The sequence below is a fragment of the Kitasatospora sp. NBC_00374 genome, from assembly GCF_041434935.1.
In the GTDB taxonomy this organism is placed as follows: domain Bacteria; phylum Actinomycetota; class Actinomycetes; order Streptomycetales; family Streptomycetaceae; genus Kitasatospora.
The window spans coordinates 6,817,455-6,841,207 of the sequence record NZ_CP107964.1; the positions used below are offsets into that span (position 1 = coordinate 6,817,455).

The 23,753-nt window shown below is 74.1% G+C and carries 24 protein-coding genes; 12 read left to right on the top strand and 12 right to left on the bottom strand.

Features of this window, described 5'->3' with window-relative positions; translation table 11 throughout:
- Positions 1–30 precede the first annotated feature (30 nt).
- On the bottom strand, positions 31–1,659 hold the full coding sequence (locus tag OG871_RS30325) for an alpha/beta hydrolase (RefSeq protein WP_371501178.1): 1,629 nt from the start codon (positions 1,657–1,659) through the stop codon (positions 31–33).
- A gap of 287 nt (positions 1,660–1,946) precedes the next feature.
- Here OG871_RS30325 and OG871_RS30330 point away from each other — a divergent pair, with 287 nt between their 5' ends.
- Complete coding sequence (locus OG871_RS30330; RefSeq protein WP_371501179.1) at positions 1,947–2,399, top strand: hypothetical protein; 453 nt, start codon at positions 1,947–1,949, stop codon at positions 2,397–2,399.
- Positions 2,400–2,408: 9 nt separating this feature from the next.
- The gene (locus tag OG871_RS30335; protein ID WP_371501180.1) at positions 2,409–4,319 is read left to right on the top strand and encodes a M64 family metallopeptidase; all 1,911 of its coding nucleotides are present in this window, start codon (positions 2,409–2,411) and stop codon (positions 4,317–4,319) included.
- A 92-nt stretch (positions 4,320–4,411) separates the two neighbouring features.
- Here OG871_RS30335 and cobF read toward each other — a convergent pair whose 3' ends face one another.
- From cobF to OG871_RS30370, 7 genes are all read right to left on the bottom strand, one after another.
- Entirely contained in the window at positions 4,412–5,185 is a 774-nt protein-coding gene (gene cobF / locus OG871_RS30340; RefSeq protein WP_371501181.1) for a precorrin-6A synthase (deacetylating), read from the bottom strand.
- Between the two features lie 129 nt (positions 5,186–5,314).
- A complete protein-coding gene (locus OG871_RS30345) occupies positions 5,315–6,844 on the bottom strand; it encodes a M1 family metallopeptidase (RefSeq protein WP_371501182.1) in 1,530 nt (509 codons plus the stop codon).
- 208 nt (positions 6,845–7,052) lie between these two features.
- Positions 7,053–7,412: a UBP-type zinc finger domain-containing protein gene (locus tag OG871_RS30350; RefSeq protein ID WP_371501183.1), complete on the bottom strand. Its 360-nt coding sequence runs from the start codon at positions 7,410–7,412 to the stop codon at positions 7,053–7,055.
- A gap of 81 nt (positions 7,413–7,493) precedes the next feature.
- Entirely contained in the window at positions 7,494–7,826 is a 333-nt protein-coding gene (locus tag OG871_RS30355) for a hypothetical protein (RefSeq protein ID WP_371501184.1), read from the bottom strand.
- Between the two features lie 147 nt (positions 7,827–7,973).
- Positions 7,974–8,738, bottom strand: a complete 765-nt coding sequence (locus OG871_RS30360) for a class I SAM-dependent methyltransferase (RefSeq protein ID WP_371501185.1) — start codon at positions 8,736–8,738, stop codon at positions 7,974–7,976.
- A gap of 54 nt (positions 8,739–8,792) precedes the next feature.
- Entirely contained in the window at positions 8,793–9,017 is a 225-nt protein-coding gene (locus OG871_RS30365) for a hypothetical protein (RefSeq protein ID WP_371501186.1), read from the bottom strand.
- Between the two features lie 102 nt (positions 9,018–9,119).
- A complete protein-coding gene (locus OG871_RS30370) occupies positions 9,120–11,798 on the bottom strand; it encodes a LuxR C-terminal-related transcriptional regulator (RefSeq protein ID WP_371501187.1) in 2,679 nt (892 codons plus the stop codon).
- 233 nt (positions 11,799–12,031) lie between these two features.
- On the opposite strand from OG871_RS30370, the gene OG871_RS30375 reads away from it, so the two are divergent.
- The 4 genes from OG871_RS30375 to OG871_RS30390 all read left to right on the top strand — a co-directional run bounded on the left by OG871_RS30375 (position 12,032) and on the right by OG871_RS30390 (position 14,118).
- Positions 12,032–12,448, top strand: a complete 417-nt coding sequence (locus OG871_RS30375; protein WP_371501188.1) for an SHOCT domain-containing protein — start codon at positions 12,032–12,034, stop codon at positions 12,446–12,448.
- Positions 12,449–12,471: 23 nt separating this feature from the next.
- A complete protein-coding gene (locus OG871_RS30380) occupies positions 12,472–12,891 on the top strand; it encodes a DUF6325 family protein (RefSeq protein ID WP_371501189.1) in 420 nt (139 codons plus the stop codon).
- Positions 12,892–12,934: 43 nt separating this feature from the next.
- Positions 12,935–13,234 carry an SHOCT domain-containing protein gene (locus OG871_RS30385; protein ID WP_371501190.1) on the top strand — a complete coding sequence of 100 codons (300 nt, stop codon included), beginning with the start codon at positions 12,935–12,937 and terminating at the stop codon, positions 13,232–13,234.
- A 284-nt stretch (positions 13,235–13,518) separates the two neighbouring features.
- Positions 13,519–14,118 carry a hypothetical protein gene (locus tag OG871_RS30390; protein WP_371501191.1) on the top strand — a complete coding sequence of 200 codons (600 nt, stop codon included), beginning with the start codon at positions 13,519–13,521 and terminating at the stop codon, positions 14,116–14,118.
- Here the strand turns inward: OG871_RS30390 and OG871_RS30395 are convergent.
- A complete protein-coding gene (locus OG871_RS30395; RefSeq protein WP_371501192.1) occupies positions 14,073–14,894 on the bottom strand; it encodes a hypothetical protein in 822 nt (273 codons plus the stop codon). The two genes, OG871_RS30390 and OG871_RS30395, sit on opposite strands and share 46 nt — an antisense overlap.
- Positions 14,895–15,197: 303 nt before the next feature.
- Between OG871_RS30395 and OG871_RS30400 the strand changes: the two genes are divergently transcribed.
- Both OG871_RS30400 and OG871_RS30405 read left to right on the top strand, forming a co-directional pair.
- A complete protein-coding gene (locus tag OG871_RS30400) occupies positions 15,198–16,961 on the top strand; it encodes a phosphatidylglycerol lysyltransferase domain-containing protein (RefSeq protein ID WP_371501193.1) in 1,764 nt (587 codons plus the stop codon).
- Positions 16,954–17,697, top strand: a complete 744-nt coding sequence (locus OG871_RS30405; RefSeq protein WP_371501194.1) for a hypothetical protein — start codon at positions 16,954–16,956, stop codon at positions 17,695–17,697. Before OG871_RS30400 ends, OG871_RS30405 begins: the two co-directional genes overlap by 8 nt.
- Before the next feature lie 23 nt (positions 17,698–17,720).
- Here the strand turns inward: OG871_RS30405 and OG871_RS30410 are convergent, their stop codons facing one another.
- From OG871_RS30410 to OG871_RS30420, 3 genes are all read right to left on the bottom strand, one after another.
- Positions 17,721–18,011 carry an SHOCT domain-containing protein gene (locus OG871_RS30410; protein ID WP_371501195.1) on the bottom strand — a complete coding sequence of 97 codons (291 nt, stop codon included), beginning with the start codon at positions 18,009–18,011 and terminating at the stop codon, positions 17,721–17,723.
- Positions 18,012–18,086: 75 nt separating this feature from the next.
- Positions 18,087–18,515, bottom strand: coding sequence for a DUF6325 family protein (locus tag OG871_RS30415; RefSeq protein WP_371503471.1), 429 nt, complete (start codon positions 18,513–18,515; stop codon positions 18,087–18,089).
- A gap of 152 nt (positions 18,516–18,667) precedes the next feature.
- Positions 18,668–19,204 carry a gluconokinase gene (locus OG871_RS30420; RefSeq protein ID WP_371501196.1) on the bottom strand — a complete coding sequence of 179 codons (537 nt, stop codon included), beginning with the start codon at positions 19,202–19,204 and terminating at the stop codon, positions 18,668–18,670.
- Positions 19,205–19,307: 103 nt separating this feature from the next.
- Between OG871_RS30420 and OG871_RS30425 the strand changes: the two genes are divergently transcribed.
- From OG871_RS30425 to OG871_RS30440, 4 genes are all read left to right on the top strand, one after another.
- Entirely contained in the window at positions 19,308–20,267 is a 960-nt protein-coding gene (locus OG871_RS30425) for a 2-hydroxyacid dehydrogenase (protein WP_371501197.1), read from the top strand.
- A gap of 142 nt (positions 20,268–20,409) precedes the next feature.
- Positions 20,410–21,249, top strand: a complete 840-nt coding sequence (locus OG871_RS30430; protein WP_371501198.1) for an SDR family oxidoreductase — start codon at positions 20,410–20,412, stop codon at positions 21,247–21,249.
- A 67-nt stretch (positions 21,250–21,316) separates the two neighbouring features.
- Positions 21,317–22,711 (top strand): cytochrome ubiquinol oxidase subunit I, encoded by a 1,395-nt coding sequence (locus OG871_RS30435; protein ID WP_371503472.1) that lies wholly within the window; start codon positions 21,317–21,319, stop codon positions 22,709–22,711.
- Positions 22,708–23,748 carry a cytochrome d ubiquinol oxidase subunit II gene (locus tag OG871_RS30440; RefSeq protein ID WP_371501199.1) on the top strand — a complete coding sequence of 347 codons (1,041 nt, stop codon included), beginning with the start codon at positions 22,708–22,710 and terminating at the stop codon, positions 23,746–23,748. The genes OG871_RS30435 and OG871_RS30440 overlap by 4 nt, the downstream gene beginning before the upstream one ends.
- The last annotated feature ends 5 nt before the right edge of the window (positions 23,749–23,753 follow it).

Consider the following 23,753-nt stretch of genomic DNA (forward strand, 5'->3'; position numbering starts at 1 on the left):
GGACCGGCGGGAGGCGGTGTCGGCGTCGGTTCAGGAGACGGTGTCCGCCGTCCCGCCCCCGCCGGTGGCGACGCCGCCGTGCGGCTTGGCCGAGGAAAACGGCGGGGTGTCCACCTCGCACACCGTCCCGGCCGCCGGGAGGGTGCCGTCGAGGAGGTACCGGCTCTCGTGCGCCTGGATGCAGCTGTTGGGGTTGAACAGCGCGGTGTGCCCGTACCCGTTGTTGGTCAGCAGGCGGGCGCTGGCCAGTTCCTTGGCCATGGCCTGCGCGTTGGTGTAGGGCGTGGAGGGGTCGTAGACGGTGCCGATCACCAGGACGGTGTTGGCCGTCGGGTTGTTCCACGGGCCGTCGTACCGGTTGGCGGCCTGGGCCGGCCAGGTGGAGCACGGCTCCGCCGCCCAGGTCCAGAAGCGTCCGGCGTCGCCCGCACGCGCGGCGGCGGCCTCCTCCAGTGCGTGGTAGACGGCGGGGTCACGCGGGTTGGGGCTGTCGCCGCAGAGCACGGCACCCCCCTGTTCGTCACCCGTGTACGGGCTCGGCTGGGCGACCGGCGGCGGGGGCGGAGGGGTGGACGGCTCCGGGGTGCGGCCGTCCCACAGCTCCTGGAGCCGGCCGGCGAGGTCGGCCCAGCCGGGGTTGGCGATGTAGAGGCTGTTCACCGCGTCGGCGACCGTGGCGGCATAGGTCCACGCGCCCACCGGCTGTTTCCGGAGCCGCTGCATCAGCTGGTCGAACTTGTCGCGGGTCGCTTCCGGGCTGCCGGCGGAGAAGGCACAGTGCGCGGTGGTGGTGGACCCGCACAGGGTGAGGAACCGGTCCAGGGTGGCCGCGGCGGTGACGTCCGAACCCATCCGCAGGAACGTCGAGAGCCGGGGGTCGCCCTGCGCGCCGTGGTCCGTCCAGGCCTGCGGGTCGATATTGCTGTCCAGGATCATGGCGCGGACCTTGTCGGGGTAGAGGTTCGCGTAGGTCGCACCGAGGATCGTGCCGTAGGAGACCCCGAGGTAGTTGAGCTGCGGCTCGCCCACCGCCTGGCGGAGCAGGTCGAGGTCGTGGGCGGTGTCGGCGGTCGACACGTGCCGCAGCAGCTCGGGGTCACGCTGCTGACAGCCCTCGCCCAGCTTCTTGAACGCGGCGATCCAGCTCGCCCGCTCCTGCTCGCCCACCGGGAACCCGGCCGGTTTGGTCGCCGCCCACGCGGCGGCCTCCTCGGGACTGCCGAAGCAGTTGACCGCAGTGCTGTTGCCGATGCCGCGGGGGTCCCAGCTGACGATGTCGAACCGTTCCCGCACCTCCTGCGGGAGGTCCTCGTAGTTCTGTGGCACCTGCACCGTCCCGGGCCCGCCGGGGCCGCCGGGGTTCACGAACAGGGTGCCGACGCGCCGCCCGGGGTCGGTCGCCACCCGCCGGACGACCGCCAGGTCGACGGTGCGGCCACCGGGGTTGCCGTAGTCCAGCGGTACCTTGGCGGTGGCGCAGTCGAACGGACTGCCGGGTATGCAGGGACTCCAGTCCAGCCGCGGGACGGGAACCGACGGTGACGCCATACCGTCGGCCCGGGCGAGCCCCGGCGCCGTCACCAAGGTCGAGCAGATCACCGCTGCGGCGAGAGCCGCCGCACGGTGTCGGCGGTCCGCTGCGAATCCGCGTATCGACATACTCCGTCTTCCTCCTCGCAGTTGAGTGTCCGGTGCAGCCGATTCCGCGCGCACCGGAACACGTCCGTGTGCACAACGACACGGTGTCCGGGCGACGGGCGCGAGCCGGTCGGGGCCGAATGGGGTGAGCCGTGACCGCCCTGGCGGCGGCGGGGCCTGGAGAATCGTTCGGGCAGGAACCACCCGGGCGAGTGGTTTGCCGCCGCTCCGCGTCCGCGGGCATTGCCAGGCGCACGGGCGGGGGAGGAGCATCCCAGGCAGGCCGAGTCTCAGCAGGAGGATTCGACATGTCCGATCCCCAGCAGCCACCCACCACGCGCGCAGTTCGCCTGATCTTCGAGTACGAGGGCGACTCGGTGCGTCTCGTGTCCCAGCAGCCGGTCGACACGGTCGTCACCGGTTTCGACACCCCGCCCGAGGTACGGCCCGGCCACTTCGTGGAGGCCCGGGACAGCGGCGGGAAGAGCCTTGTCCGGGTGCCCGCGCGGGGCGCCTTCCTGGAGAGCGCCGAGGTCTTCCCGGAGGACCACGCGGAGCCGATCACCAGGGTCGACGTCGAGGCGCGCGGTGCGTTCACCGTGATCGTGCCGACGCCGGCCGCCGCCACCCAGGTCGCCGTCGTCCGGGTGGCGCCACCCGCCCCCGGAGCGGAGCCCGCCCTCGACGGCGGTGTCACGGGCCCTCTGCCGGGAGCGGCACCGCGGGTCGACCTCGGCACCTTCCCCCTCGAAGCCCGGTAGGCGGCGCTGATGACCACCTCCGACGGCACCGTCCAGGGCCGCACCCAGATCTTCGGCTCCGCACCGCGCAGCCGGGCCTTCACCATCGTGCTGCTCGGCGACGGGTTCACCGCCGCGCAGCAGGCCGACTTCAACACCGCCTGCGCGGCCTTCGTGACCGCGCTGCGCGCCACCCCGCCGTACGACGAGCTCTCGCCCGCCATCAACGTCTGGCGGGTCAACGTCGCCTCCACCGACACGGGTGCCGACGACCCGGTCAGCGGTGGCGGCACGGGGGCGACGGCCCGCACGTACTTCGACTCGACCTTCGGCGCGAACGGCATCCGGCGGCTGCTGGTCTGCAACAACACCACGGTGCTCAGCACGGCCGCGGCGCAGGTGCCGGAGTTCAGTGTCGCGATCGTCGTGGTGAACTCCACGGTCTACGGCGGCAGCGGCGGTTCGGTCGGCACCTACTCCCTCGCGGGCGGCGCGACCGAGATCGCCGTCCACGAGATCGGGCACACGGCGTACGGGCTGGCGGACGAGTACCCGTACTACGCGGGCGGCAACGAGACCGGCCACGACCACCACCCGGCGGGCGAGCCGTCCGAGCCGAACGTCACGCTCAACACCGCCCGTGCCACCCTCAAGTGGGGCTGGGCGGTCGCCGCGGCCACCGCGCTGCCGACGATGAGCAACCCCGACTGCTCGGCGGTGGACGGCCGGGCCAGCACCGTACCGGCCGGCACGGTCGGCTGCTTCGAGGGAGCGCACTACTACCACTGCGGCGCGTTCCGGCCGGAGTACACCTGCAAGATGCGTGAACTCGGCGTCCCATTCTGCCGGGTGTGCCGGCAGGTGATCTGGAACCGGATCGGGCCGCTGGCCACCCTGCCCGCCCGTGACCGCACCCCGATCAGCGTGGTCGCCCGCTACCCCGAGCACCTGGACGTCTTCGCGGTCGCGGCGGACGGCCGGACCATGTCGAACTGGTGGGACCAGTCGAGTGGCTGGGCCGGCTGGTTCCAGGTCTCCGGGGGCGTGGCCTCGCCCGGCGGCCCGGGATCGCCGATCACCTCGATCGCCCGGTACGCCGGACACCTGGACCTGTTCACGGTGGGCACCGACGGCCGGGTCTACAGCACCTGGTGGGACCAGTCGAGCGGCTGGGCCGGGTGGTTCCGGGTGGGCGGCCTGGTGGCCCGCCCGGGTTCCACCGTCAACGTCGTCAGCCGCTACACCGACCACCTGGACCTCTTCACCACCGCCTCCGACGGCCGGACCATGTCGACCTGGTGGGACGCCCGCACCGGCTGGGCGGCGGACTGGTTCCACCTGGGCGGCGGGGTCGCGGCCGCAGGTGCCACCGTCACCGCCGTGGCCCGCTACCCGTTCCACCTCGACGTCTTCACCGTGGGGACGGACAACCGGGTCTACAGCTGCTGGTGGGACGAGCGCAGCGGCTGGGCCGGCTGGTTCCCGCTGCCGGGCATCACCTGCCGGCCGGACTCGACGGTGACCGCGGTGGCCCGCCACCGGGACCACCTCGATCTGTTCACCACCGCCTCCGACGGCCGGACCATGTCGACCTGGTGGGACGCCCGCACCGGCTGGGCGGGCTGGTTCCAGGTCTCCGGGGGCACGGCCTCGCCCGGCTCACCGATCACCGCAGTGGTGCGCTACACCAATCACCTGGACCTGTTCGTCGTCGGCACCGACAACCGGATCTACTCGACCTGGTGGCACGACACCACCGGCTGGGCGGCCTGGTTCAACGTGTCCGGCGGAGTGGCCAGGCCCGGCAGCCAGATCGCCGCCCTGACCAGGGTCACCGAGCACCTGGACCTGTTCGCGGTCGGCGCGGACGGGGTCGTCACCAGCGCCTGGTGGGACGCCTCCGGCGGCTGGTCGGGCTGGTTCCCGCTCGGCGTCACCTGAGCGCTGCCGGAGCGGCCTTCACACGGTCCTGAACCCGGCGCGGAGCTCGGCGGGACGATGTGAAGGCCGCCTCGGTGCTCGGTGCTCGGTGCTCAGTGCTCGGTGCTCCCGCTCTCCGAGCGCCGCAGCAGATAACTGTCCATGATCCAGCCCTTCCGCGCCCGCGCCTCCTCCCGCAGTTCACGGATCCGCGGCGCGGTCTCCTCTAGCGGCCCGGCGGCCAGGATCTCGTCGGGCGTGCCGAGGTACGCGCCGTAGAAGATCTCCAGCCCCTCGGGGTCGATCTCGGTGAAGGCGGCGCGCCCGTCCAGCATCACCACCACGTCGTCCACGTCCTCGGGGAAGCCCCGGGCGAGCCGGCGGCCGGTGGTGACCTGGACCGGGCGCCCGACCCGGGTCAGCGTGGTGCGGTGCCGGGCGGCGAGCGCCGAGATGCTGCTGATGCCCGGGATCACCTCGTACGCGAACGCGGCGGCGCCGCGCGCCAGCACCTCGTCCACGACGGCGATCACACTGTCGTACAGGCTCGGGTCGCCCCAGACCAGGAAGGCGCCGGTCTCGTCCGGGCCGAGGTGCTCGGCGATCAGCTGCTCGACCAGGTCGGCCCGGCGGCTGCGCCAGTCGTCGACGGCCGCGGCGTACGCGGGGGTGGTGCGGTCCCGTTCGGCGTCCGGGACGCCGACGACGCGGTGGCCGGGCCGCCCGTGCTCGGTGAGGATCTGCCGGCGCAGCCGGATCATGTCCTGCCGTTCCTCGTTCTTGTCGAGGATGAAGAAGACGTCGGTGCGGGCGAGGGCCTTGGCCGCCTGCAGGGTCAGGTGGTCGGGGTCGCCCGCCCCGATGCCGATGACGAGGATGTGCTGCATGGCAGCGATTGTGCCGTGCCGGTCCCGGGCCCGGACCGCCGGGGCGTCGGCGCGCCCTCCCCGCCGGGGACGGTGCCGGCGGTGCCCGGGGCGGGGTGTCCGGCCGGACGTCCCGCCCCGGTGTCCGGGTCAGCCGGCCGAAGGCCGGTGCTCGTGCACGGAGTTGCTCTCCTGGAGCTTCTTCCAGGAGCGCGGCTCCCGGAGTTCCCCGGCTGCGGCCGGGGCGGCGGGCCGCACCCCGGCGGCAGCCGCCGGGAGGGTGGGGGCGGCCGGCTTGGCCGGGGTGAACAGCCAGGTGTCCAGCAGGGCGCCGAGCGGCTTGCCGGAGACCCGTTCGGCGTAGGCCTGGAACTGCCCGATGGTGGCGTTGCCGTACCGGTGCTCGGTGGGCCAGCCCTTGAGGATCCGGAAGAACGCCTCGTCGCCGACGGTGTTGCGCAGCGCCTGGACGGTGAGTGCGCCGCGCTCGTACACGGCGGTGTCGAACTGCCGGTCCGGGCCCGGGTCGCCGGGCCGCACCGTCCAGAAGGGGTCGTCGGCGGGGTAGGCGGCGTAGGTGTAGTCGGCCAGTTCCTGCGCGGTGCCCTCGCCCTCGTGCTCGGACCAGAGCCACTGCGCGTAGCGGGCGAAGCCCTCGTTGAGCCAGATGTCGCTCCAGCGGGTGAGCGAGACGCTGTCGCCGTACCACTGGTGGGCGAGTTCGTGGACGACGACGCCGGTGTTGGCGCCGCGGGCGAACTGCCGTGGGCTGTAGAAGATCTGGCTCTGGGTCTCCAGCGCGTAGCCGGTGGTCACGTTGGGCACGTAGCCGCCGACGGAGCTGAACGGGTAGGGCCCGAAGTAGCCGCTCAGCCAGTCGACGAGTTCGCCGGTGCGCTCGACGCTGGCGCGGGCGGCGCCGGCGTTGTCGCCGAGGTCCCTGCTGTACGCGGTGAGGACGGGCAGACCGCCGGCGGTGGTGTCGGAGACCACGTCGAAGCGGCCGACGGCGAGGGTGGCCAGGTAGGTGGCCTGGGGCTTGTTCTCCCGGTAGCTGTACCTGGTCCAGCCGAGCCGGGACACCTGCGAGGTGAGCACGCCGTTGCTGATCGCCTGGGTGCCGTCGGGCACCAGGACGGAGACGTCGAAGGTGGCCTTGTCCGAGGGGTGGTCGTTGCTGGGGAACCACCACCAGGCCGACTCCGGCTCGTTGGCGGCGATGCCGCCGTCCGGGGTGCGCAGCCAGCCGGTGAAGCCGTACCGGGAGACCTTGGACGGGGTGCCGGAGTAGCGCACCACCACGGTGGCGGGGGCGCCCTTGGCGAGCGGCACGGCCGGGGTGATCTCCAGTTCCTGCTCGCCGGTGGCGGCGAACGCGGCCGGCCGCCCGTTGACGAGCACCTCGCCGACGTCGAGGGCGAAGTCGAGGTCGAACCGGGAGAGGTTCTGGGTGGCGGTGGCGAGCAGGGTCGCGGTGCCCTCCAGGCGGTCGGTGGCCGGGTCGTACTTGAGCCGGATGTCGTAGTGCGAGACGTCGTAGCCGCCGTTCCCGTAGGTCGGGTAGTAGCGGTCTCCGATGCCGGGCGCGCCGGGCTGCCCGATCGGGGCGGCGGAGGCGGGGACGGCGAGGAAGAGGGCGGCGGCAGCGGCGGTGGCAGAGACGGTCAGCCTCGTGCGCAAGGGGTCCTCCGGGGTCGCTGTGACGGGTACCTGTCGGACGACAGGTCTGATCCCTGTCCCGGCGGGGGGTGTCCCATCCCTGTGTTGTGCAATGTTCATGCCACGAAATCCGGCGCCACCCGGCCGACGCACCCGGCCGACGCACCCGGCCGACGCACAAGGCTCGCGCACCCACCGGCTCGCGCACCCACCGCCGCAGCCGCGGTGCTCAGTGCAGGTGCTGCCGCCAGTCCGCGGGCACCCTCCCCTGCGGACCCGGGGTCGGCTGGGCCGCCGGGTGGCAGGGAGGACCGGCCAGCTCCGGCCCCTCGTAGTACTGCTCGGTCTCGATGTTCCACAGCCAGCTCTCGCCCGGCTCGAAGCTGGCCAGGAAGGGGTGGCCGGCCGCCCTGGCGTGCCGCGTGCCGTGCTGCGAGGGCGAGGAGTCGCAGCAGCCGATGTGTCCGCAGGCCGCGCAGCGGCGCAGGTGCAGCCACCAGCCGGGCCCCTCGCCCGCCAGGCACTCCACGCACCCCTCCCCGCTCGGTGCCACCGTCGGGTCGATCCCCGGGATCTGCTCGTCGGCCATGCGGAGTGCCTCCCTGTCGGGTGCGGACGCTTGTGCGCAGCGTACGACCGCGACTGCGGGGGCCCCCGCCGCCGCGCCGGGCTACCGGGTCCGGCGCCGCCGGTCGGAGAGCAGGACGACACCGGCGGTCGCCGCCGCGACCGCCGCCCCGGCCGCCAGGAAGCCGCGGTCGGAGCGCCAGGACAGCACCGACCAGCGCGACTGTGCGGACAGCAGCGAGCCGGTGCTCAGCCAGGACCCGGCCGAGATCAGCGACAGCGCGGAGCCGATCGAGCCGAGCGACAGGGCGCTGCCCACCGACCCGATCGACAGCACCGAGCCGACCGACCCGACGGACAGCACCGACCCGACCGAGCCGATCGACAGCACGGAGTCCTTGGACCACAGGGACAGCGGCGAGTCACCGGGGTTCATCCGAAGCACTCCTGACCGATCGACAGCGGGCCGGCCGTCCGTGGACCGGCCGTGGCCCGATGGTAGAACGCCCGCGCGGTCACCGCCCGGCCGGGCCCGCTCGGCGTCGGCCGAAGTCGCCGGTGGAGGAGCGGGAGGCGCCGGCCGTCAGGCCGGTCTGCGGGCCTCGATCAGGTAGCGGGTCGAGTGCGCGACGAACGGGCCCTCGCGCTCGATCTGCCGGTGCAGCTCCGCCAGCCGGTCGCGGTACGCGTCGACGGTGAAGCCCGGGACCATCCAGATGACCTTGCGCAGGAAGTAGACCACCGCGCCGATGTCCAGGAACTCGGTGCGCAGCGACTCGAACCGCAGGTCGACCACGTCCAGTCCGGCGGCCTCGGCGCCCCGGCGGGCGTCGTCGGGGTGGCGGCCGCGGCGGACCTCCTCGGGCTGCGGGCCGAGGAAGTACTCGACCAGCTCGAAGACGCTGGCGGGGCCGACGTGCTGGGCCAGGTAGCTGCCGCCGGGGCGCAGCACCCGGGCGATCTCCTCCCACCAGACGGTCACCGGATGACGGCTGGTCACCAGGTCGAAGGCCCGGTCGGCGAAGGGCAGCGGCGGCTCGTCCGGGTCGGCGACCACCACGGCCCCGAGCGGGTGCAGCAGCGCGGTGGCCTTGGCGACGTTCGGCGGCCAGGACTCGGTGGCCGCCATCACCTTCGGCAGCGGCGTGGCCGCCCCGGCCAGCACCTCCCCGCCACCGGTCTGGACGTCCAGCGCGGCCGACACCTGCGCCAGCCGCTCGCCGATCATCCGCTGGTATCCCCAGGACGGCCGCTGCTCGGTCGCCCGACCCGCCAGCCAGGAGAAGTCCCAGCCCTCCACCGACACGGAGTCGGCCTCCGCCACCAGATCCTCGAACGTCCGCGCCATGCCCCGAATCATCCCGGTACGGACGGTGGCCCCGCCACCCGGTTTTCGGCGGGCTCACCCCTCGCGGGTGAGCCCGGTGCCCCGCTCGGGCAGCTGCCGCATCTCCACCACCTGCAGGCCCACGGACTGGAAGCGCATCAGCAGCCCGTACAGGTGGGCCTCGTCGGTGACCGGCCCGAGGAACAGGGTCTGGTCGGGCACGGGGGCGTGCTCCAGCTCGGGGAAGGCCTCGGCCAGGGCCGGGGAGACGATGCCGGCGACGCGGAATTCGTAGCGCATGCGGGCCTTCCCTCGAAGCCTGGGTCCGGTGGTTCCCCACCATGCTCGGCGCCCCGGACGCCGGGGGCATCGCCCGAACCGGGCGATCCGGCCCGGCGGGGCTCACAGCAGCCCGAGCTCCCGGGCCCGGTGCACGGCCTCGCTGCGGCGGGCGGCGCCGAGCTTGCGGTAGATGCTCTTCAGGTGCGTCTTGACGGTGTTGACGGACACGTACAGCTCGGCCGCGATCTCCTCGGTGGAGAGCAGTTGCGCGGCCTGGCCCAGCACCTCCAGCTCCCGGGCGCTGAGCGCCTCGACCACGGCGGGCGCGGAGCCGGCCGCGGCGGCGGACGGGGGCCGGAGCAGGCGCGCGGGCAGCCAGCCGTGCTCCCGGGCCAGCTGAGGGTGGCGGCCGAGCACCCGCCCCACCCAGGGGCCGGCCTCGACGAAGCGGCGCCGCAGCTCCTCGGGCCGGGCCAGTGCGAGCGCCCGGCCCAGCTGGCGGCGGGCGCCGTCGAGGTCGCCGGCCCGCTCCGCGGCCTGGGCCCGGAGCAGGCACACCTGCACCTGGTCCGCCGCGCCGTCGGGCCCGTCGGGCGGCAGCTCGGCGAGCGCCGCCAGCGCCGCGTCGGGGCGCCCCGCGGCCAGCAGCGAGCGGGCCCGGGCCACCGCGACCGCGGGTCGGTCCCGGTCGGCGGTGTCCAGGACGGCCAGGGCCGCGGCGGGGTCGCGCCGGGCCAGGTGCACGGCGGACTCGGCGACGGTCAGCTCGTCCGCCGTCCAGGCGGGCAGCCCCCGGGCCCGTAGGCGGGCTCCGGCCGCCCGCAACGCGACGAGGGCGCCGTCGGGGTCGCCGGCGGCCGTCGCCAGCCTGGCGCCGATCACGGCGGCCTGCACCGCGGCGACGGGCTCCGCGAGCGGGTCGGCGACCAGGTCGAGCCGGCTCCGTGCGGTGGCGAGGTCGTCGTGCTCGGTCGCGACGCCCGCGAGCACCAGGTGGCCGACCCCGGCCAGGCCCCGCGGTGACAGCAGGGACCGCTCGGCCACGGCCAACGAGTCCCGCGCGTGCGCCCCGGCCTGCCGCAGCCGTCCGCGCAGCAGCTCGACCAGGGCCAGCGCGCCCAGGCACTCGCAGTGCGGCGCCTGGGTCCCGGCCGGTCCGCAGGCCTCCAGGGCGGCGGTGAGCCGGGCGGCGGCGGCCGCCAGGTGGCCGGCGTCGAGCTCGGCCGTGCCGTGGCCGGTCAGGACGGTCGCCGGGATCTCCGGATGGCGTTCCAGGAGCGGCGGCGGCACCTCGCGCATCAGCCGGTCGGCGTCCGCCACCGCCCGTGCCGTGGCCTGCGGATCGCCGGCGGCCCGTCCGCCCAGGACGGCGAGCACGGCCGCGCCGAGCCGGGCGGCCGGGCCCGCCGTCGCGAGCTGCTCGTCGGCGTGCCGCAGGTGGGCGGCGAAGCCGTCCAGGTCGTGTGCGGCGAGCCGGCGGGCGGCCTCGACCAGCGCCGGGGCCGGGCCGTCCAGGCCGGCCGGCATGGCGGCGAGCAGCCGGCCGAGCGGCTCCGCGTCGGGTCCGGTGACCAGCCGTCCGACCGCCAGGTTGGCGACCAGCTGCTCCGCCGCGAACCGCCAGTCGCCGGCACCCGCGGCCTGCGCCACGGCCTCGGTGAACCGTCCCTCCGCAGCCAGCCAGCGGGCCGCGCGGTGGTGCAGCCGGGGCTCCAACCCCGGGTGCCGGTGCCGCAGATGGGCCCGCAGGACCTCGGCGAACAGCGGGTGCATCCGGTACCAGGCGGAGCCGTCCACCGGTTCCACGAAGGCGTTGCAGCGGGCGAGTCGGGCGAGCGTCCACTCGCCGTCCCGACGGCCGGTCAGGGCGTCCGCCAGGTCGGGGTGGACCAGCCCGGCGACGCTGACCCGCAGCAGCAGGTCCTGGGTGGCGGGCGGCTGGGCCTCCAGGACCTCGGCGAGCAGGTAGTCGGCGACGGCGGCCCGGTCGGCGGCGAACTCGCGGACGAACGCCTCCGGGTCACCGGCCCGCTGCATGGCCAGGGCGCACAGGCGGATGCCCGCGGCCCAGCCGTCGGTGCGCCCGGTCAGGGTCCGCACGGCCGCCGCGGACACCGCCAGGCCGTGGTCGCGCAGCAGCGCCCGCGCGTCCGAGGGGGAGAACCGCAGGTCGGCGTTGCGGATCTCGGTGATCTCGCCGGCCGCCCGGTAACGGTGCAGGGGGAGCAGCGGTTCGCTGCGGCCGAGCAGGACCAGCCGCAGGCCTCCGGCGGAGTGCCGCAGGACGAAGGCCAGCCCGTCCGCCACCGCACGCGACGGGATCGCGTCGAACTGGTCCAGTACCAGCACCACCGGCTCGGGCGCCTGCGCGAGCCCCTCGGCCAGCCGGGCTAGCAGCAGCCGGTCCGCGCCGTCGGCCGGCACCGGGGTGCCCGGTCCGTCCGGCAGCCGGATGCCGTGACCGTGCAGTGCCGCCAGCAGGTACGCCCAGAAGGTGCCGGGTGCGTCGCCGGGTTCGACGGTCAGCCAGGCGGTGGCCGGCGGCCGCTCGCCCTCGGCCAGCCAGTGGGCGGCGAGCAGGGTCTTGCCGGCCCCGGCCGGGCCGTTGACGAAGGTCAGCGGCCCCTGGACGCCGGCCGTCAGCCGGGCCAGCAGGCCCGGCCGGCGGACCAGGCTGCCCGGCAGGGTGGGGACGGCGAACCTGGCCGCGAGGATCGGGTCGCCGGAGGGCGCCCGGGCGGCTGTCCGCGCGGGGCCGGGGCCGGCGGCGGACGAGCCGGTGCGGGCGGGGTTCTGCATGGGGTCACCGGGATCGACGAGGGTACGGCGAGCGGTCGGGCGCCACCTACCACTGAACCGCCGACGGGGTGCCCCCGCCAGTCGCGGTCACCCGCTCCGGGTGACGCGGCAGTGGGCCGGGTGCCGCACGGTGGAGCCAGGGCGGTGATCCGCGCCCGACGGCCCACCCGCGCAGAGCCGCGGGGCGGAGCGAAGGCAACCGATGGCCCACCGCCGCCCGAAGGAGGAACACCATGCTCGCTACGTCACTGGCAGGCGACTACCCGCTGCTCAACCTGTTCTGGACCATCGCTGAGATCTTCCTCTGGGTCCTGTGGATCTTCCTGCTGATCCGTGTCCTCGACGACGTCTTCCACGACGACTCGATGGGCGGCGGCGCCAAGTCGGCCTGGGCGATCACGGTCGTCCTGATCCCGTTCCTCGGCGTGTTCGTCTACCTGATCGCCCGCGGCAGCGGCATGGGCGAGCGCAGCCTCAAGCGGGCCCAGAAGAACGAGCAGGACTTCCAGAAGTACGTCCGGGAGACCGCCACCGGCGGCGGCGACTCGGGCAGCCACGCCGACGAACTCGCCAAACTCGCCGACCTGAGGAAGCGTGGCGACATCACGGAGGAGGAGTACCAGCAGGCCAAGGCCAAGGTCCTGGCCTGAGCGGCCGAGAGGAGCACAGCACCATGGACATGGGACCGGTGGAGTACGTCGTGATCGCCTTCCCCGGCAACCACTTCAACGGCGAGATCGCCCCCGAGCTGCAACGGCTGGTCCAGAACGGCACGGTCCGGATCCTCGACCTCACCTTCATCAAGAAGGACGCCGACGGCGCCGTCAGCTACCTGGAGTTGGAAGCCCTGGACCCCGAGGAGGCGCTGGTCTTCCGGGACGTCGACGGCGAGGTCGGCGGCCTGTTCAACGAGGAGGACCTCGCCCAGATCGCCGAGGAACTCGTCCCCGACTCCTCGGCCGCCCTGCTCATCTGGGAGAACACCTGGGCCGCCACCATCGCCGGGGCCATCCGGCGGGCCGGCGGACAGCTCGTCGAGCACGAGCGGATCCCCGCGGCCGTCGTCGAACAGGCCCTGGCGGCCGCCGACTGACCCGACCGCTCCCGGATCCGGACCGATCGAGAGGAGAACCACGATGTTGGGACGTTCCGTACGCCGTGCGGGCCGGCCGGGTGTGCTCGGCGTGGCGGCCCGTACCGCCGTGGTCGCGGGCACCGCGACCGCCGTCTCCGGACGGGTCGGCCGCCGCCAGGAGGAGCGCGCGGCGGCGCAGCAGGCCCCGCCACCGCCTCCGCCCGCCGCCGCGCCACCCGCGGCCGGCGGTCTCACCGACGAGGACGTCAGCAGCCTGGAGCGCCTGGCCAAACTGCACGAACAGGGCATCCTCTCCGACCAGGAACTCGCCGCCGCCAAGGCCCGCATCCTGGGTATCTGATCCCGGGCAGCCGGCCCCGGGTGGCCGACCCGCTCGCGCCGGGCCGGTCGGGTTTCGGCCAGATCCGGTGACGGCCCGCCGGTCAGGAGCCCCTTGTGGCAACCCCGCCCGGCCGCGGCGGCGCACCGACTGAATCCGGACAGGCGTGCGATCGACCGTTCATGACGATCTGTCAGCAGGTGAAGGGTTCGTGCTATAACTGCGGCGATCATGTGACCGCATGATCGATCCCCGCGATCGCCACCACACCGATCGCGTCCTCTGGGGGGACACCCATGTCTGCCATGAGCCCGCTCCGCCGGATCGGCCGTCTCGCCGCGCGCGTCACCTTCGCACTCGCGGCGGCCGCCGCCCTGCTCCTCGCCAACCTCGCCGTCGCGCCCGCCGATTCGGCCCGCGCCGCCGGCCTCGACGGGACCTGGGCGTGCAGCGTCCCGGCCGGCTACACCTACGACCAGGTCCAGCAGAACCGCACCTGCAGCGGCGGCTCCAGCTGGAACTCCACCGTCTTCCACCTGCGGACGCCCGCCGACGGCGTGATGTCCTGTACGCCCGTCGACGGCTTCGTCCACGACTACGTCCAACTGGGCAGCGCCTGCGCCCAGGTGGCGCCGCAGGCCGCGAGCTACCGCCTGCGCACCGCGGTCGACGGCATGACCGCCTGCACAGTGAAGCCGGGCTGGACCTACGACCTGATCACCTACGGCAGCGCCTGCAGCCAGAACCCCGGCGTCCCGGCCACGAGCTACCGCATCAAGCAGCCGGTGAACGGCCTCTGGGCCTGCTGGGCGCCGTCCGGCTGGAGCTACACCGCGACGACCAGCACCTTCGACTGCAGCTACCCCTCCGGCGTGCCGTCCACCAAGTACCGCCTCGCCGGCTGACCGACACCCGTACGCCGCCCCCGCCCCCGCGCCCCCGGTGCGGGGGCGGTCCGGCGCCGCACCGCGGCCGACCGGCGCCAGATCCGCTCGTGCACGGCCTGCGGCGGCCGGCCCGAGGTGTCCTCGGCCAGCACCTCCCGGCGGGCGACGACCGCGCTGGACACCATCGCCCGGTAGCGCCGGAACGTCTGCACCTCGCCGGGGGCGAAACACCCGTCGCCGAGGAACATGTGGTCCGACTCGTACGGGCCGCGCTCGCCCAGCCGGGCCGACTCCACCGCCCACGCGCGCAGCTCCCACGGCGCGGCGGACACGACGATCAGCCCGCCCCGGCGGGTCACCAGGCTCCGGAAGTCACCGCCGCGCCGGTGCTCGCCCCGGACGGCCTCGCGCCAGCCGTCGGGGTCGGCGAGTGCCCGGTCCAGCCCGGTGGTGCGCCACCGCACCGTCCCGTCCGGCGGCGAGCCCAGCGGCAGCGCCCGGCGCAGCGCGCGGGCGGCCCGCTCGCCCAACGGCGTCAGGTCGCGCGGCACCAGCACGATCGGGTCGCTCGCCTCGCCCTCGAACGGCGTCGGGTCGAGGAACGGCCGGTCGACGACGATCAGGGTGCCGGGATGCCGCTCGTACGACAGCCCCCACAGCAGCCGCGCCAGCACCTGCGCCCCGTGGCGGTCGGACAGGATGTGCCAGGTCTGGTGGTAGTGGTTGGTGGCGAAGCCGGCCGCCGTCCCGGGCCGCAGCCCCAGCACGGTGTACGGGCGCCCGTCGAGCCGCATCACCCTGCGGTGCAGTTTGAGCCCGTCCGCGGCGGTGTTCGCGTGCCCGGGGCGCTGCTGGGCGGTTCCGATGGGGGTACCTCCTGGGTTTCGGTGGCGGCGGGTGTGCCAGGAGGCATGGTGGCGGTTCGGCTGCCGCGGGGCATCCGGTTTTCCGGCGGCCGCCGCTCGCCCGTCCGGGCCACAGCGGTCGCCGCGGCGGTTCGCGGATCCGATCCTGGATCAGGGATCTGCCCAGTCCCCGTGGACACCCCGTGACCATCCGCCAGGGCGCCGGAGAGCCGAGAGGGCGGTGCGCTGCGCATGTCACAGGCGGAGGACCGGGCCCGCGACAGCAGGGTCGCCCGGATCGCGGCGCGCTTCGTCGTCTGGTACCTGCGGGTCGTCGCCCTGCTCATCCTGCTCGCCGTGGTGCTGGCACCGCTGCGGGCGCAGTTCGACCGGGTCAACACCGGCAACCTCTACCCGCCGTTCCCGCTGACCACCGGCTTCACCTCGCTCGCGCTGGCGACCTTCCTCGCCGTGATGCTCGGCCGGGGCAAGCGGGCCGCCTGGTGGTTCGCCGTCATCCTGTTCGTGCTGGTCTCGATCGTGTTCGTCGCGGCACTGACCGACCCGGAGTTCCGCTCGCGGGTCCTCAACTGGTTCTCCACCGCCATCACCTGCGCGGTGACGGTGGCGCTCTTCCTGGGCCGGTCCGAGTTCCAGGGCCGGGGCGAGCGGGGCAACGCCCGCCTCGCCGCCGCCACCGCGGTGGCCGGCCTGCTGGTCGTGGTCGCGGGCGGCGCCGTGCTGGTCGAGGCGACCGACGAGGACCCGAGCGCCGGCTGGGGCGAGAACCTGGTCTACGCCGTCGCCCGCGTGCTCACCCTGTCCGGCGACGTCGACGTGGCGGGCGTCTCCGTGCCGCGCTGGGTGGACGTGGTCGTCAACGTGGCCGGCGTGCTGCTGTTCCTGCTCGTCCTGTACGTCCTCTTCCGCGCGCCCAGGAACCGCGAACGGCTGACCGCCGAGGACGAGAGCCGGCTGCGCGAGCTGCTCGCCCGGTGGGGCGAGCGCGACTCGCTGGGCTACTTCGCGCTGCGCCGGGACAAGTCCGTGGCGTGGTCCCCGTCCGGCAAGGCGGCGATCGCCTACCGCGTGGTCGGCGGGGTCTCACTGGCCTCCGGCGATCCGATCGGCGACCCGGAGGCGTGGCCCGGCGCGATCGAGCCGTGGCTGGAGCAGGCCCGCGCCAACGCCTGGGTCCCCGCCGTCATCGGCGCGAGCCAGGAGGCCGGCACGGTCTACGCCCGGCACGGCCTGGACGCCCTGGAGCTGGGCGACGAGGCGATCGTCGAAGTGGCCGAGTTCAGCCTGGAGGGCCGCGCGATGCGCGGGCTGCGCCAGGCGTACAACCGCGTCAAGCGGGCCGGCTACGCCACCCGGATCCGGCGCCACGCGGACATCCCCGACGAGGAGATGGTCGCCCTGGTCCGGCTGGCCGACCACTGGCGTGACGGGGCGACCGAGCGCGGGTTCTCGATGGCGCTCGGGCGGCTCGGCGACCCGGACGACGGCCAGTGCCTCATGATCGAGTGCACGGACGGCGACGGCACCCTCCGGGCGCTGCTCAGCTTCGCCCCCTGGGGCCGGGACGGGCTGTCGCTGGACCTGATGCGGCGTGACCGCGACGCCGACAACGGCCTGCTGGAGTTCATGGTCCTCGACCTGATCGAGGGCGCGGACGGGCTCGGCATCGTCCGGATCTCGCTGAACTTCGCGATGTTCCGCGCGGTCTTCGAGCGCGGCTCCAGACTCGGAGCGGGGCCGGTGCTGCGGCTGTGGAAGGCGGTGCTGTCGTTCTTCTCCCGCTGGTGGCAGATCGAGTCGCTGTACCGGGCCAACGCCAAGTACCGGCCGATCTGGGAGCCGCGCTACCTGTGCTTCCGCAAGGGCAGCGAGCTGCCGCGGATCGGCCTGGCCTCGGCCCGCGCGGAGGGGTTCCTGGAGACCCCCAGCCTGCCCGCCCTCCTCAACCGGCGCCATCTGCCCGGCCCGGCCACCCCGGCGGCGTCCGATGGCTGACCGCGCGGGCGGCTGGGCCCGGCTGGCCGGGACCACCGTCGACACCACCAGCGCCCCGCTGCGCAACGGCATCGGCTGGATGGTCGGCGCCTTCGTGCTGACCTTCCTGCTCACCCGCATGATCACCAGGATGATCCGGGCCGGCAGGGGACCCTTCGGGGACGTCTCGGTCGGCGGCCTGCACATCCACCACCAGGTCTACGGCATCTTCCTGATGCTGCTCGCGGGCGCCGCCGAGTTCGCCTACCAGCCCGGCTCGGTCTGGCGGGCCGTCCTCGCGGCGCTGTTCGGCGCCGGCGCGGCCCTCACCCTCGACGAGTTCGCCCTCTGGTTCCACCTGGACGACGTGTACTGGGCCGCCGAGGGCCGCAAGTCGGTGGACGCCGTACTGATCGCCGCCACCATGGGTCTGCTGGTCCTGCTCGGCGCGAACCCGTTCGACACCGGCAGCGGCGACAGCGCCCCGGTGGTCGCCGCCGTCCTGGTGGTCAACCTGGCCTTCTCGGTCTGGGCGCTGCTCAAGGGCAAGATCGCCATGGGCCTGTTCGGCGTGCTGGTCCCGCTGATCGCGGTGGTCGCCGCCTGCCGGGTCGCCAAACCGGACTCGCCCTGGGCCCGGTGGCGCTACCCGGAGGACTCGGCCAAGCGCCGCAAGGCCCTGCGCCGCTTCCCGCCGGGCCGGCGCACGGTCTGGGACCGCCTCAAGGACGTCCTCGGCGGCGTCCCCAGCCGGTGACGCCGCCCGGCGACGCGGGCCGGTCAGGAACTGAGGATCCGGGCCTTCTGGGTCTCGAACTCGGCCTCGCTGAGCACCCCTTGGGTCTTCAGCTCGCCGAGTTCCTTGAGCTGGGCGATCCGGGCGCTCATGTCGTCCTCCGGCGCGGCCGGCGGGGGCGCGGGCGCGGCGGGCGGGGGCGCGGCGGGCTCGGCGTAGGCGGGCTCCTGCTGGGCCCAGCGGCCGGCCTGGCGCCGGGAGACCCGGTTGGAGACGGCGGTGGCCGTCCCGGCGACGACGGCGGTGCGGGCGACCCCGCGAAGTAGGCCTGGCATGGTCTCTCTCCTTGCTGGTGTGGCGGGTGCGGCGGGTAGGGGCGAGTCGGCGAGTACGGCGGGCGGCCGAGCGGCTCAGGCCCCGGCCTCGGCCTCGGCGGCCTCCAGCGAGTCCAGGAGCGCCTGGACCGGGATGCGCCCGCCGGCGACGAGCCGGCCCCCGCCGCGTCGCAGGGCCGCCGCGAACGGTCCGGCCCAGGTGTTCTCGTAGACCAGGATGCCCGCGGAACTGCCGGGTTCGAGCACGGCGCTCGCCTCGTCGATGTCGTCCTGGCCGAGCAGGCCGGAGGAGACGCCCTCGAAGACGGTGAGATCGAGCCTGCCGTCCCCGGTCAGGTCGGCGAGTTCGACGCCCGAGACCGAGCCGTCGTCCTCCTTCTTGACGAACACCAGGTCCAGGATCCGGATGATGCCCCGGTCGACCAGGTCGACGAGCAGGGGCAGCCCTTCACCGGTCATCCGGCTGCCGGGGAACTCGACCACCAGGTAGTCGATCGGCCCCATCTCGTTCGGATCGTCGCTCACGTCAGCTCCTCGTCTGATCGGGCCGGTGAGTCCGGTCGGCCGTGCGTCCGACCGGGTCACGGCGGCGGCGGGCAGCCGCCTCAGCCATTCCAGCAGCGGGCGGATCGGGGCGCATCTCGGTCGCCGGCCGGTCAGACCCCGCGCGCGGCCTCGGACCGGGCGATCGCCGCCTGCGCCAGCGCGAGCAGGGCCCGCGGCTCGGCGCGGGCGTCGACGGTCAGCCCGGGCTCGTCCGGTGCCAGCGGCTCCAGCGTGGCGTACTGGGAACCGATCAGCTGCGCGGGCATGAAGTGGCCGACCCGGTGCGCCACCCGCTCGTGCGCGACCTCCCGGTCCAGCGCGAGGTACAGGAACCAGACCCCCGGGCCGGCCGCCAGGAACAGGTCCCGGTACTCGCGCTTCAGCGCCGAGCAGGAGATCACGGCACCCGTGCCGGTCCGGGTGGCCGCCCGGATCAGGCCGGCCACGCTGCGCAGCCACGGCGCGCGGTCCCGGTCGTCGAGCGGCCGGCCCGAGCTCATCTTGGCGATGTTCGCGGGCGGGTGCAGGCTGTCGCCCTCGACGAACGGCACGCCCCGGCGCCGGGCCAGCGCCGTCCCCACGGTGGTCTTGCCCGACCCGGACACACCCATGACCATCACGACCGTCGGTGCCGCTTCACTCGCCATGCCACTCCCGGGGTCTCGCACGGGTCGCCCCTCGCGGCCGATCCTGACGCACGGCCGCGCGGTCCGGGATGCCGACCCGGCCGGGGGCTGCTGAGATCCCCCCATGAGCCCTACCGACGCCGCACCCGGCCGCCCGCCGGGCCGGATCCTGCTCCCGTACCCGGTCGAGCAGCTCGGCGGCCCGCCGCAGACGGCGGCCGAGCTGTGGGACGGCGGCGGCGAGCCGCCGCCCCAGCGGGTGCTGGACGAGGTGGAGTTCTTCGTCCTCCCGTACCTGCACACCTCGGCGGCGCTGCCGCTGCTCGCCCGGATGGCGCGGCTGCGGGTGGTGCAGAGCCTGTCGGCGGGCGTCGAGAGCGTCCTGCCGTTCCTGCCGCCGGGGGTGACCCTGTGCAACGCGCGGGGCGTCCACGACGCGAGCACCGCCGAGCTGGCGGTGGCGCTGGTCCTCGCCTCGCTGCGCGGTCTGCCCGGCTTCGTCCGGGCGCAGGACGCCGGGAGCTGGCAGGGCCGGCCGGTCCACTCGCTCGCCGACCGCACGGTCCTGGTCGTCGGTTACGGCGCGATCGGCGCGGCCGTCGAGGACCGCCTGACGGCCTTCGAGTGCACCGTCCGGCGGGTGGCCCGCACCGCCAGGACCGGGCCGCGCGGGCCGGTGCACGCCCTGGCGGACCTGCCGGGGCTGCTGCCCCGGGCCGACGTGGTGGTGCTGACGGTGCCGCTCACCGAGGCGACCCGCGGCCTCGTCGACGAGGGCTTCCTGGCCGCCATGAAGGACGGCGCCCTGCTGGTGAACGTGGCACGCGGCGCCGTCGTCGACACCGCGGCCCTGCTGGTCGAGCTGGACCGCGGGCGGCTGGCCGCCGCCCTCGACGTCACCGACCCGGAGCCGCTGCCACCCGGACATCCGCTCTGGCACGCACCGAACACGCTGATCACCCCGCACGCGGGCGGCAACAGCTCGGCCTTCCTGCCCCGCGCCCACCGCCTGATCCGGACCCAGCTGGGCCACTGGCTCGCCGGCGAGCGGCTGGACAACGTGGTCGTCGCGCCCGGCGCCTGAACGGCCCGCGGCCCACTGCTCCGTCGGGGGGACATCGCTGCGCCCAACGGGCGAGCGGCGCGAGCCGTCCCGGACCGGTGGGCCGCCGCCGGGAATGGTGGTGCCTCGGTGACGACATGCGGCCGACGACGGGAGAACAGCGGTGACCTCACCAGTGGACGAGAACCGGCGGCCGGCGGCGCTGCCGCTGCTGCGGGGCCAGAAGGCCCTGGTGACGGGGGCGAACTCCGGCATCGGCAAGGCGACCGCGATCGGCCTAGGCAGGGCCGGCGCCGACGTGGTGGTCAACTACGTCGCCGGCAAGGAGGCGGCCGACGAGGTGGTCCAGGAGATCGAGTCCTTCGGCGTGCGGGCGTACGCGTACGAGGCGGACGTCTCCAACGAGGACCAGGTGGTCGGGATGTTCGCCGACATGGTCGAGCGGTTCGGCACGATCGACATCCTGGTCGCCAACGCGGGCCTGCAGCGGGACGCCGCCAGCGTCGACATGACGCTGGCGCAGTGGCAGAAGGTGCTGGACGTCAACCTCACCGGCCAGTTCCTGTGCGCCCGGGAGGCGGCCAAGGAGTTCGTCCGCCGGGGCGTGGTCCCGGAGGTGTCCCGCGCGGCGGGGAAGATCATCTGTATGAGCTCGGTCCACCAGATCATCCCCTGGGCGGGCCACGCCAACTACGCCGCCTCCAAGGGCGGCGTGCTGATGCTGATGCAGACCCTCGCCCAGGAGCTCGCCCCGCAGGGGATCCGGGTGAACGCGGTCGCCCCCGGCGCCATCCGCACCCCCATCAACCACGACGCCTGGGCCACCCCCGAGGCCGAGGCGGAGCTGCTCAAGCTGGTCCCGTACCGCCGGGTGGGCGACCCGGAGGACATCGCCGACGCCGTCACCACCCTCGCCTCCGACCTGATGGACTACGTCGTCGGTGCCACGATCTACGTCGACGGCGGGATGACCCTCTTCCCCGGCTTCGCCACCGGAGGCTGATCCGCCGGTGACCACCGCGACCGACCTGCTGGCGAGCACCCCCGCCCAACTGCTGCCCGCCCGGGAGATGATGGCGTTCACCCTGGCCTCGCACATCATCCTGGTGCCGCTGGGGGTGGCGCTGCCGTTCGTCACCCTGCTGATGCACCACCGGGGGCTGCGGAGGTCCGACCCGGTCGCCCTGCTGCTGGCCCGGCGCTGGTCCGCCGTGATGGCCGTCCAGTTCGCCGTCGGCATCGTCACCGGGACGGTCCTGTCGTTCGAGTTCGGCCTGCTGTGGCCGGGCATGATGGGCCGCTGGGGCGACGTCTTCGGCCTCGGCTTCGGCGTGGAGGCCTGGGCGTTCTTCCTCGAGGCCATCCTGATCGCGATCTACCTGTACGGCTGGCGCCGGCTGAAGCCGTGGACGCACTTCTGGCTCGGCGTGCCGCTGCCGCTGGCGGCGATGATGGGTGCGTTCGGCATCATCGCGGCGAACTCGTGGATGAACACCCCGCAGGGCTTCACCCTCGACTCCGCCGGCAACCCGGTGGACGTCAGCGTCCAACAGGCCGTCTTCACGCCGATGTTCGGCCCGCAGTACTGGCACTTCGTGGTCGCGATGTTCCTCACCGCCGGCTACGTGGTGGCCGGCGTCTACGCGGTGGGCTGGCTGCGCGGCCGGCGGGACCGCTACCACCGGCTCGGCTTCACCGTGCCGTTCACCGTCGCGGCGATCCTCACCCCCGTGCAGTTCTTCCTCGGGGACAACATCGCCCGGCAGATCTACCACAAGCAGCCGATCAAGTTCGCCGCCGCCGAACTGGTCTGGGACACCGACACCCACGTCCCCGAGTACCTGTTCGGCCGGCTGCAGTCCGACGGCAGCGTCAAGGGCGGCCTGAAGATCCCCCAACTGGACTCCATCCTGGCCGGGTTCAGCCCGGACACCCAGGTGACCGGGCTGAGCTCGGTGCCCGCATCCGACCGCCCCACCGCCACCCAGGCGACCATCGTGCACTGGGCCTTCGACATCATGGCGACCATCGGCAGCGTGCTGATCCTGCTCGCCCTCTGGTACGCCTGGTGCTGGTGGCGCCGCCGGGACCTGCCCAGGTCGAAGTGGTTCTTCCGGTGCGCCGCCGTCGCGGGGGTCGCCAGCGTGGTGACCGTGGAGTGCGGCTGGATCACCACCGAGGTCGGGCGCCAACCCTGGATCGTCTACCAGAACATGCGGGTCTCGGAGGCCGTCACCCCGACCGGCGCGCCCTCGCTGTGGACCATGTTCGGCATCGTCGCCACGGTCTACGTGCTGCTGTTCGGCGCCTTCCTCGTGGTCCTGCTGAAGATGCGCGACCGCTGGCGGCTCACCGGCACCGGCGCGGGCGCCGACGATCCGGAGACCGACACCCCGTACGGACCGCGCCCCGAGCCGGCCCCCGCCGGCCCGGGCGCCGGACGATCGCCCGGGAGCACCGGATGACCGCGGACGTCGTCGCCTGGATCCTGCTCGCGGCCGTGGCCGCCTACGCCTGCGGCGGCGGCGTCGACTACGGCGCCGGGTTCTGGGACCTGCTGGCCGGCGGCGCGGAGCGCGGGAAGCGGCCGCGGTGGCTGATCGACCACGCCATGGCGCCGGTCTGGGAGGTCAACAACGTCTGGCTGATCTTCATCCTGATCATCATGTGGACCGGCTTCCCGGTCTTCTTCCAGACGGTCTTCAGCGCCATGTGGCTGCCACTGGCCCTGGCGGCCGTCGGCATGGTGCTGCGCGGCGCCGGGTTCGCGCTGCGCAAGCCCACCCGGCGGCTGGCCGAACGCCGCGTCTACGGCGCCCTGTTCGCCGTCTCCTCGGTGCTCACCCCGTTCTTCCTGGGTGCCGCCGTCGGCGGGGTCGCCTCCGGCCGGGTCGCCCCCGGGACCACCGCCTCGGCCGACGCCTGGGCCAACACCACCTCCATCATGGCCGGACTGCTCACCGTCGCCGCGACCGCCTTCCTGGGGGCGGTGTTCCTCACCGCGGACGCCCGCCGGTTCGCGGCCCCCGACCTGGTCCGGTACTTCCGGCTGCGGGTCTGGATCAGCGTCGGCGTCCTCGCCGTCCTGGCGCTGATCGGCCTCGCGGTCACCCACCAGCACACCTCGTACGTCTACCACGGCCTCACCCACGGCCTCGGGCTCCTCCTGGTGATCGTCGCCGCGGCTGCCGCCGCCGTCACCGCCTGGCTGGTCGCCGGACCGGCGCTGGGCTGGGCCCGGTACTCCTCCGTCGGCTGCGTGGCGCTGGTGGTCGCCGCCTGGGGCGTGGCCCAGCGGCCCTACCTCATCCCGACCTCCCTCACCGTGCAGCAGGCGGCCGGCGCGACCGAGCCGCTGCGGTGGCTGATGTTCGTCACGCTGATCGCGCTGGTCCTGATCGGACCGGCCCTCGTCGTGCTCTACCGCCTCGACACGCACGGGGTCCTGCAGCCCCTGACCGACGAGGACCTCGCCGGGGACGGGCCCACGGACGGTGTCTGACCTCC